Origin of the sequence: Actinomadura sp. NPDC048032 (genome assembly GCF_040653175.1) — a bacterium.
Lineage (GTDB): Bacteria > Actinomycetota > Actinomycetes > Streptosporangiales > Streptosporangiaceae > Spirillospora > Spirillospora verrucosospora.
On the sequence record NZ_JBEZJP010000028.1, the window covers coordinates 26,478 to 35,727 of the forward strand.

At 73.0% G+C, this 9,250-nt stretch carries 11 protein-coding genes; 7 read left to right on the forward strand and 4 right to left on the reverse strand.

Going from position 1 to position 9,250, the window contains the following annotated elements; translation table 11 throughout:
* Positions 1 to 53: 53 nt before the first annotated feature.
* Complete coding sequence (locus tag AB0C69_RS06610) at positions 54 to 923, forward strand: serine hydrolase (RefSeq protein ID WP_360350625.1); 870 nt, start codon at positions 54 to 56, stop codon at positions 921 to 923.
* Between the two features lie 127 nt (positions 924 to 1,050).
* Here the strand turns inward: AB0C69_RS06610 and AB0C69_RS06615 are convergent, their stop codons facing one another.
* The 3 genes from AB0C69_RS06615 to AB0C69_RS06625 all read right to left on the reverse strand — a co-directional run bounded on the left by AB0C69_RS06615 (position 1,051) and on the right by AB0C69_RS06625 (position 3,771).
* Positions 1,051 to 1,809, reverse strand: coding sequence for a DUF4190 domain-containing protein (locus AB0C69_RS06615; RefSeq protein ID WP_360350628.1), 759 nt, complete (start codon positions 1,807 to 1,809; stop codon positions 1,051 to 1,053).
* 127 nt (positions 1,810 to 1,936) lie between these two features.
* Entirely contained in the window at positions 1,937 to 2,578 is a 642-nt protein-coding gene (locus AB0C69_RS06620; protein ID WP_353834006.1) for a response regulator, read from the reverse strand.
* Positions 2,579 to 2,628: 50 nt separating this feature from the next.
* Positions 2,629 to 3,771 (reverse strand): PspC domain-containing protein, encoded by a 1,143-nt coding sequence (locus AB0C69_RS06625; RefSeq protein ID WP_345176834.1) that lies wholly within the window; start codon positions 3,769 to 3,771, stop codon positions 2,629 to 2,631.
* 225 nt (positions 3,772 to 3,996) lie between these two features.
* Here AB0C69_RS06625 and AB0C69_RS06630 point away from each other — a divergent pair, with 225 nt between their 5' ends.
* The 4 genes from AB0C69_RS06630 to AB0C69_RS06645 all read left to right on the forward strand — a co-directional run bounded on the left by AB0C69_RS06630 (position 3,997) and on the right by AB0C69_RS06645 (position 7,138).
* Positions 3,997 to 5,352 (forward strand): PspC domain-containing protein, encoded by a 1,356-nt coding sequence (locus AB0C69_RS06630; RefSeq protein WP_360350632.1) that lies wholly within the window; start codon positions 3,997 to 3,999, stop codon positions 5,350 to 5,352.
* A 66-nt stretch (positions 5,353 to 5,418) separates the two neighbouring features.
* Positions 5,419 to 5,643, forward strand: coding sequence for a hypothetical protein (locus AB0C69_RS06635; RefSeq protein ID WP_345176594.1), 225 nt, complete (start codon positions 5,419 to 5,421; stop codon positions 5,641 to 5,643).
* A gap of 112 nt (positions 5,644 to 5,755) precedes the next feature.
* Entirely contained in the window at positions 5,756 to 6,460 is a 705-nt protein-coding gene (locus AB0C69_RS06640; protein ID WP_360350635.1) for a TetR/AcrR family transcriptional regulator, read from the forward strand.
* A gap of 252 nt (positions 6,461 to 6,712) precedes the next feature.
* The gene (locus AB0C69_RS06645) at positions 6,713 to 7,138 is read left to right on the forward strand and encodes a hypothetical protein (RefSeq protein ID WP_360350638.1); all 426 of its coding nucleotides are present in this window, start codon (positions 6,713 to 6,715) and stop codon (positions 7,136 to 7,138) included.
* On the opposite strand, the gene AB0C69_RS06650 is transcribed toward AB0C69_RS06645, so the two are convergent.
* Positions 7,089 to 7,523: a cysteine dioxygenase gene (locus AB0C69_RS06650; protein ID WP_360350641.1), complete on the reverse strand. Its 435-nt coding sequence runs from the start codon at positions 7,521 to 7,523 to the stop codon at positions 7,089 to 7,091. The two genes, AB0C69_RS06645 and AB0C69_RS06650, sit on opposite strands and share 50 nt — an antisense overlap.
* Positions 7,524 to 8,230: 707 nt before the next feature.
* Here AB0C69_RS06650 and AB0C69_RS06655 point away from each other — a divergent pair.
* A complete protein-coding gene (locus AB0C69_RS06655) occupies positions 8,231 to 8,404 on the forward strand; it encodes a hypothetical protein (protein WP_360350644.1) in 174 nt (57 codons plus the stop codon).
* Positions 8,401 to 9,108, forward strand: a complete 708-nt coding sequence (locus tag AB0C69_RS06660; protein WP_345176582.1) for a peptidoglycan-binding protein — start codon at positions 8,401 to 8,403, stop codon at positions 9,106 to 9,108. Before AB0C69_RS06655 ends, AB0C69_RS06660 begins: the two co-directional genes overlap by 4 nt.
* Positions 9,109 to 9,250: the final 142 nt, after the last annotated feature.

The following is a 9,250-nucleotide window of genomic DNA, read 5'->3' on the forward strand; positions in this document are numbered from 1 at the left end:
TCGCATGAGTTTCGGGGGAATCGATGCGGCGTCAGTTGGTTGTGCTCGCTCTCTTGGCGGGTGGCGGGGCGGGTTCGGCCGCCTACTGGTTCATGGCGGACGGGGCGCCGCGCGGGGGCCGTGTCGTCGCGAACGCGGGCGAGTCCTCATCGGCGGGACGGGACGTGTCCACGGTCCGGTTGGCGAGTCGCCCGTTCGACTCGGGGGCGCTGCGCCAGGCGGTGCGCGCCTATGTCAGGAACCGTCCGGGCAGGGCCGGGGTGATGGTGAAGGACCTCAGGACGGGGGCGTCGTTCGGCGAGAACCAGGACGGGCGGTTCGTCTCCGCCAGCATCATGAAGGTCGACATCCTGGCGAGCCTCCTGCTGCAGCGGCAGGCCGGCGGGCGAGGGCTGAGCGGCACGGAGCGGGCACTGGCCCGAACGATGATCAGGGAGAGCGACAACGCGGCGGCGGACGCCCTGTACTCCGCGGCCGGTCGCGGCCCCGGAGTCGCGAGGACGAACCTGGCCTTCGGGCTGAAGGACACGAAGCCGTTCCCCACCTCATGGGGGTCGTCCTGGACGAGCCCGGCCGACCAGGTGCGCCTCCTGACGAACCTGGCGTCGGACGAGAGCCCGTTGGAGGCGCGCGGGCGCCGGTACGTCCTCGGTCTGATGGGGTCCGTGCTGGACGAGCAGGCGTGGGGCGTCAGCGCGGCGGCGCGTCCGGGAGAGAGGGTGGCGCTGAAGAACGGCTGGGTGCCGCTCCGCTTCCAGGGGCACGGCTGGTCGATCAACAGCATCGGCCGTGTCAGCGGGCCCGGCCACGACTTCCTCATCGCGGTGTGCAGCGGAGGCAACCCGACGATGGAGACGGGAGTGTCCACCGTCGAACACGTCGCCGACATGGTGGTCGACGGCTTGCGCGGGTCGGGGGCGTGAGGGGGTTCGCGCGGAGGGAAGGCCTCTGGTCCGGAGAAACCGGTACGGAAAGAGGCGGGCGCAGAACCGGGGGAGCCGCGGTTCCGGACCGGGCGGCGGGCCGGCCGCCCAGCGTACGCCGGGAACGTCAGCGGTGCAGAGGTCGCGAGAGCTTCTTGCCGTCGGCGGCGGCCACGGCGACGCAGGTGACGGTGCGGTCGCCGGACTTCCACGAGTCGGCGGTCGGGTAGTAGTAGGAGTTCGCGATGCCCCGCGCGGCCGGGTCGCGGTTGATCCGCGCCTGCGTGCGGAGCTTGCACCCGGTCAGGGCGAGCTGCTGGAGCCGCGCCTCGGGCGGCATGACGTAGCCCTTCAGCCGGAAGACGGCCGTCACCTCGCCGTCGTGCGGCCCCGTGCAGGGCACGATCTTGACGCTCTCCACCTCGACCGGCGCCTCGGTCGCGGTGCTGGTGGCGCCCGAGTTGTCGTTGATGCAGTCGCCGAGCTTCATCTTCTCGGCGTCGACCTCCTTGGGCTTGGTCGGGGTCACCTTGGGCGCGGCCCCGGCGCCGTCGGACGAGCCGTCTCCGCTGAGCGCGAAGGCGGCGATGCCGCCCACGAGCCACAGGCAGGACAGGACGATCCCGGCGATCGCGAGGCCGCGGCCCTTGCCGCCCTTCTTCGCGATCTGGCTGAGCGCGACGGCGCCGAGGACGAGGCCGACGACGCCGAGGCATCCGAGGAGGCCGGTCACGAAGGCGGCGATCGCCAGCCCGTTGGTCTTGTCGGAATCGGATCCGTACGGGGAGCCGGGACCGTGGTCGCCCGGCATCGGCGGGGGCGGGGGCTGGGGCGGATAGGGGGCCTGCGGGCCCGGCTGCGCGGGCCCGGGTGGTGGATAGGTCATGACGAGCGACTGTTCCACACCGGAGGGTGTTCGTGATCATGATGCGCGGCAACCGGGGATTACGATTCGCTCACAACCGCAGTGAAAACGTTTACTTCCCGGCCCGCCCGGGCAGGCTGTTCCCCCTCTAGACGAGGCGGCGGGCGGCGGCCCAGCGCGACAGCTCGTGCCGGTTCGACAGCTGGAGTTTCCGCAGAACGCTGCTGACGTGCGTCTCCACCGTCTTCACCGAGATGAACAGCTCCTTGGCGATCTCCTTGTAGGCGTAGCCGCGCGCGATCAGCCGCAGCACGTCGCGCTCCCGCTGGGTGATCTGGTCCAGCTCCGGGTCGACGGACGGGGCGTCCGTGGCGGCGAACGCGTCCAGGACGAATCCGGCGAGCCGCGGCGAGAACACGGCGTCCCCGTCGGCGACCCGGCCGATCGCGTCCGTCAGCTCGGGGCCGGAGATCGTCTTGGTCACGTAGCCGCGGGCTCCGCCGCGCACGACGCCGATGACGTCCTCCGCCGCGTCCGACACCGACAGCGCGAGGAACTTGGACGAGACGGCGCCGTGCAGCCGCCGCAGCACCTCGATGCCCCCGCCGCCGGGCAGGTGGACGTCCAGCAGGACCACGTCCGGCCGCGTCTCCCGGATCACCGCGACCGCCTCGTCGACGTCGCCGGCCTCCCCGACGATCTCGACGCCCCCGCCCAGCTCCGCCTTCACGCCGGTCCGGAACATCTGGTGGTCGTCGACCAGCACGACCCTCTTCAACGACCCGCTCATGCCCACGTCCCGCTCCACCTCACCCCGCGCTGCCGCCCCGGCGGCCGCGCTCACGACTTCCTGATCTCCAGGCGCACCTCGGTGCCCTCGCCCGGCGCGGTGCGGACGGTGGCCTTGCCGCCGTTGCGCTCCATACGTCCGATGATGGACCCTCGGACGCCCATCCGGTCCTCCGGGACCTGGTCGAGAACGAATCCCCTGCCCCGGTCGCGGACGAAGATGGCGATCTCGTCGCCCTCCACCTCCGCGTACACCGACACCGAGGGCGCCTCGGCGTACTTGGCGGCGTTCACCATCGCCTCCCGCGCGGCCTGGAGGGCGGCGCCGAGCCGGTCGTCCAGCGCCGTGTCGCCCACGCAGACGACCTCGATCGGGACGTTGTGGTCGTCCTCGACCTCTCCGGCCGCCTCCCGGATCGCGGCGGCGAACGTCTGGTCGGGGTCGGCGCGCGGCTGGTAGAGCCAGCTCCGCAGCGTGCGCTCCTGGGACCGGGCGAGCCGCTGCACCTCGCGGGTGTCGTGCGCGTTCCGCTGGATGAGGGTCAGCGTGTGCAGCACCGAGTCGTGGATGTGGGCGGCCAGCTCCGCGCGCTCCTGGGACCGGATCCGCTCGTGCCGTTCGGCGTCGAGGTCCTGCCAGAGCCGCACGACCCACGGCGTCACGATCACCGCGACCCCGGTCAGGATGATCAGCATGGCGATGAGGACGGACCGCGCCTGGTCGGCCTCCACCTTCTGCGCCACGAAACCGCCGATGCCGCCGACGACGAGGAGCAGGCCGAGCAGGCTGCGCAGCCACCTCTGGCGCAGCGGCAGCGTCCAGCGCTGCCGCTGGTCGCGGTCGGCCTGCTGCCACAGGATCGCGGCGCCGACGCCGCCGACGATGAACGGCCACAGCGCCCACCGGACGACCCCGGCCGCGCCCCACGGCAGCGCCGCCAGCCCGAACGCCACGGCCGCGTAGGCGAGCAGCTGGCCCCAGTCCCGGCCGCGCCGCCGCCCGGCCGCCTCGGCCGAGGACCTCTCCCGGACGGGGAGGAGGATCCAGAACGCGGCATAGGCGGCGAACCCGAGCCCGCTCGCCATCGTGAGCAGGACGAAGGCGCCTCGGACGAGGAACACGTCCACGCCGAGGTGCACGGCCAGCCCCCGGCCCACCCCGGCGACGAGCCGCCCCTCGGCCGCCCGTTCCAGCCGGGCCGGCCCGAGGGGGCTCGCGCCCGCCGGTCCCGGCGGCGCCGCCGGCCGTTCCGCCGTCTCCTGGCTCACCGCCGTCCTTCCCCAGGTTCTCCCACGTCACCGATCGTCACACGCCCGGACATGTTTCGCATCAGGGAACCACCCCGGGCCGGTCTCAGGGTCGGAATCAGGGACGACCCCGATACCGCGCGCCGCGCGGGGCAGGCGACCATGGCTGTCATGGGCGAGAAAGAGGGCCAGAACGAGGACCTGCACGGGCGCACCGACGACGGGCCCGCCACCGGTGACCGCGGCGCGGCCGGTTACCGGCGGCTCTCGCGGGACGCCGAGCGGAAGGTGCTCGCCGGCGTGTGCACGGGGCTCGGCCGCTACACCGGCATCGACCCGGTCGTGTTCCGCGTCGGGTTGGCGGTCCTCGCGCTCGCGCACGGGCAGGGGATCTTCCTCTACATCGTGGCGGCGCTGCTGATGCCGGCGAGCCCGGGCGAGTCGTCGCTCGCCGAGCAGTGGCTCAAGCGGTGGTTCGACGGGCAGGCCGTCCTGACGATCCTCGGCGCGCTGCTGTGCGTGGGCGTCGCGTTCAGCCTCTTCGGCGGGGTCCCCACCGACGCCATCGCGCCTCTGGTGGTGGTCGGGCTGGTGCTGCTGGTCGCGCACTCCCGGGGCGTCGACCTGATCTCCGTGGCGCGGACCGTCCCCGAACGGATCACTGGGCACACGCCCGAGCCCTCCGCGAAGTGGGCGCGGGCCGAGACCGCGTCCGTCGGCGGCGTCTCGCTCGACAAGGACGTTCCTCCCCGCGAGCACGGCCCCCTCGGCGAGCACGGGCCGCTCGGCGGGCCCGGGGCCTCCGGGCGGGGCGGGCTGCCCGAGGGCATGATCGATCTCGCCGCGTACTCGGCCGCGTGGACGGACGCGCCCGGCGCCGCGCCCCCGGCGCCGGCCCGGGAAGGCTGCGGCGGCCGGACGTCGCCGGTGGCGGCGATCACGCTGCTCGCGGCCATGGGCGCCGGCGCGGCGCTGATCCCGGTGGCCAAGGACCACCCCGCCCCGGACTCCTGGCTGATCGTCATGGCGCCCGCGCTCGCCGTCCTCGGGCTCGGCCTCGTCGTCGGCGGCTGGTTCCGGACGGGCGGCCTCGCGGCGGCCGGGACCGCCCTGACCCTCGCCATGCTGACCACCGCGGTCGCGGGCGACGTCCCGCGCAACGCCGAGTACGGGGAGGTCGACTGGCGCCCGACCGACACCTCGCAGATCGGCCGGGTGTACAAGGTGGGCGTCGGGCAGGGCGACCTCGACCTCACCGCGCTGCCGGTCGCGGCCGGCCAGCGGATCACGATCGACGCCGAGGTCGGGCTCGGCGGCCTGGAGGTCACGGTGCCGCCCACCGCCCGGGTGCTGGTGGACGCGCGGATCGGTCTCGGCGACGTGCGGATCGACCACCGGACGACGAGCGGGCCCGCCGCCAGGGTCGTGCGGACCCTGGAGCCGGAGGTCGCGCACGCCGCGAACCCGCCGGTGATCGTCCTGCGGATCCGCGGCAAGCTCGGAGACGTGGACGTGCACCGTGTCTGAGATCGCGCGCGCCCGTGGGACGGGTTCCGGCGAGACAGGTCACAGCGAGTGAAGGCGGGCAGGGAGATGGCCGGTAAGAAGGCGGCGGGCGAGAAGCGGTTCCGGTTCGATCCGGCGGGGCCCGTGACGGGGCTGTTCTTCCTCGCCCTGGCGGGGCTGTTCCTCGCGGACGGCCTGACGGACGGGGACGTCCTGCCCGTGACGGCGATGGTCCCGGTCGTGCTGATCGGCCTGGGGCTGGTCGGGACCGTCCGGGTGCTGACCCGCTCGCGGCGCCGCCACCTGCGCTGACGCGCCGGCGCCGCGGCGCCGCTGTGACCCGTGCCGCACGGCCCGGGGCTTCCCCCCGGACGGCGAACGCCGAGTAATGTGACCTCGACGGCAGGTGACGGATCGAGGGCCGATGGCGGGGAAGGCCGGGACACCGGAGACGGGGTGCGCCGAGGCGCTGCCCGGATCCCGGTCCGCGCTGGACCCGCGCCGCGCCATCAAGCCGGGCCGCCACGGCCTCGCCCCCGAGACCGTCGCCGGGATCCAGCGGGAGCGGCTGATCGACGCGCTCGTCCACGTCGTCTCGGAGCGGGGCTTCGCGCACACGACGATCAGCGGGGTCACCGAGGGCGCGGGCGTCACGAAGAAGACGTTCTACGCGCACTTCTCCGACCTCGACGCGTGCTTCCTCGCCGCCTACCAGCGCGGCATGGACATCCTGCTCCGCCGGATGACGGAGGCCTACGAGGCCGCGCCGTCCTGGCCGGACGGCATCCACGCGGCGCTTCGCGCGCTCCTCGCCGCCCTCGCCCGCGAACCGCGGTTCGCGCGGGCGTCGCTGGTGGAGGTGAACGCGGCGGGGCCGCAGGTCAGGCAGGCGCGCATCGACAATCTCGCCCGGTTCCGCGCCTTCTTCACCGATCCGTCCCTGGCGCCCGTTCCGACCCCGGTGGTGGACGCGATCGTGGGCGGCATCTACAGCGCGATCCACGTCCAGATGGAGACGGGCGAGGCGGAGGAGCTTCCGTCGCTGCTGCCGTCCCTCACCTATTTCGCGCTGCTCCCCCTCGTCGGCCGCGAGGCCGCCTCCCCCTACCTGACCGGCGACCCCGGCTGACCTGGCATGACCGGCGCCGTACGGGTTCCTGGCCGCCCCGGGCCCGGCGCGCCCCCTCCCAGGCCGGCCGCTGACCGGAAGCGGCCGGAGGCCCCCGTCCCCCTTGACGTGAAAAACCCACGGGTTTCTATTGGTGTGGATCTTGCGTGGGACCTCCGGGCGGTCCGGGCCGTCCCGCGCCGACCCCCGGTGCACGCGCGGCGGGCCTAATCCCCCGGGGCCCGCCGCGCGCTCTCTTTCCCTGGAGGACCCATGCGGCCGGCCGTGGCCACGCTGTGCCTGTCCCTCGCCGCGCTGCTCACCGCCTCGCTGGCCGGCTGCAGCGACGCGGGAGAGCCGGAGCCGGCGCGGTCCTCGCCGGCCGCGCCGGCGGCTCGTCCGACGCCGCCGGTGCTGAACGGGGTCCGGCCCGGCGCGGAGAAGAAGTCGCCGCTGGACGGCACCTGGACGGCGGGATCCGGTTCGCGGCGCGTGGCGCTCTTCCTCTACCGGGGCGCCGCCGCGCTGAACGCGCCGGGCTTCTGCACCGGCACCGTGGACGCGCAGGGCCGGATCAAGCTGAGCTGCGCGAACGGCTCCCGCGACCGGCTCGACGGGCGGGCCGCCCTGCGCTCGGGCGAGCTGGTGGTCACGTGGGCGGGAGGTCCCAGGGACGTCCTGCGCCGGCGTGCAGGCTGACCGCGAACGCCGGACCCGGATTCGTCAGCGCGGGCGGGCCGCCGTGGACGCGGACCCGGTTGGCCCGGAGCGGACGCTCGGTGACGCCGCGCGCGGTGATCGTCACCTCGGCCAGCTCGCCCGCGATCAGGGTGCTGACCCGGGTGGGGATCGTCCCGCCGTGGCCGGGCGGCCAGGTCGTCAGCCAGGTCCGGCCGTCCAGCGGGACGTGCACCGGCCCGGCGGCGTCGAACCGGACGAGGCGCCACCACTCGCCGGGGCGTCCGGCGAGGTCGCCGACGCGGGCGGCGAGCTGCCCGACGGTCGCGGGACGGACGGCGGTGGCGCGGCCGTGCGGATCGTCCTGGCCGCGCATGGTGAGGTCGGGAACCACGGAAAGGTCCATGGGAAGTCCTTCGTGCAGGTGTGCCGGCTGGGAAGGGGACCGTCAGCGGAAGCGACGATCACCCGGAAGGGGGATCAGCGACAACACGAAGGACACAGCGCGCTGGCCACGCGGCCCAGGGCCACGGGGCTGTCGGTCAGCACGCGCTTCGTCACGCCCACAAGGAGACACTCGGTAACCGAACCTTGTCAAGCTGATCACTCGGAGTCGACCGGAATCTTCCCGGCGAAGGCCCCCGCGGCGCCTCGGCGGGCCTCGCCCCGAGCCGCGGGCTCAGCGGCTGAGGAACACGTAAACGACCCACGTGAGCACCAGGGTCACGAGCAGCGACCCCAGGCAACCCAGGCGGGAAGAGAAAAAGAAGAACATAGGCGGCCCCTACCCCGGAAACGCCAAATATCCCCTGCTCAGAACGGTGGCGCCCGCCCCGAACGGCGTCCGCGCGGCCGAGGCCCGGGCGGCCTCACGCTTCTGAGGGACGGGTCGTGAATGGCTCCGGCCGATCGACCGTCGTCGCTGGTGAACGGCAGAAATCCAGCAATCACGTGTTTTCGCCCAAAAACCGGAGAAAGTGGGGTTGTTCCCATTACGGTCGGCCCGGAGCCGCTGACGGAACGGATCAGGCTCCCGACCGATCGGACACTCCGACGCTGCGGAGAAGCAACGTGACCCCCCAGACCGAAACAGACACCGCGGAAGCGACTCACATGGACGAGGTGGACGTGAATCCCGACGTCCACCGGGCCACCGAACCCGACGAGGAGCAGATCCTCCGGGAGCTGTACGGCGAGCCCGACGCCGACGGCGTATTCCGCGGACAGGGCGCGGCCCTCCTGGACGAGACCCAGCAGGACGGGACCGAGCAGGAGGACCCGTCATGAGCGCCGCGGGAATGATCGCCGAGGCCCGCAAGTCGCTCGGGATGGCGGGACGCCCGAACACCATCACCCGGGAGTACGCCTCCAGGCACGGAAGCGAGTTCCTCAAGGCGTCCTGGTGCGACATGGCCATCACCTACTGGGCGCGGCACAGCGGCAACGCGGGCGCCGTCCTGCCCGGCGGGGACCGCGCCTACACCGTGTGGCACGCGCAGGACTTCCAGAAGGCCGGGCGCTGGCACAGCGGGACCACCGCGAGCGTCAACCAGGCCAAGCCCGGCGACATCGTGTTCTTCGACTGGGGCGCCACCAACAGCATCGGCGCGATCGACCATGTCGGCGTCGTCGAGAAGGTCCTCGGCGGCGGGCGGCTGCAGACGATCGAGGGCAACACGAGCGACTCGGTGAGGCGCCGCGTCAGGGACTCCAGTGTCATCGCTGGTTACGGACGGCCCGCCTACGGCGGGGGCAACTGGACGGAGGACATGGTGAAGAAGCTGCCGCAGCTGAACAAGGGCGACTCCGGCGAGCACGTGGAGACCCTGCAGGGGCTGCTGCTGGCGCGCAGCCACCCCGAGGTGAGCATGACCGGCAAGTTCGACGACGAGACCGAGAAGGCCGTGAAGGCCGTGCAGCGGTGGGGCGGCGTCGACGACGACGGGGTCGTCGGGCCGAAGACCTGGCCGGTTCTGCTCCGCGTGCACTAGCGGCCATGAGAACCCCAGACGTCGGTAAATAAGCGACGCCGGGGACTAGTACGGCATTCAACCCCGGCATAGGTTCGGAGGGTCGCCTTCCACGGAGGTGGCCCCGATGACGTGGCCGGATCAGCGCGCTCCTCCCAGGGAC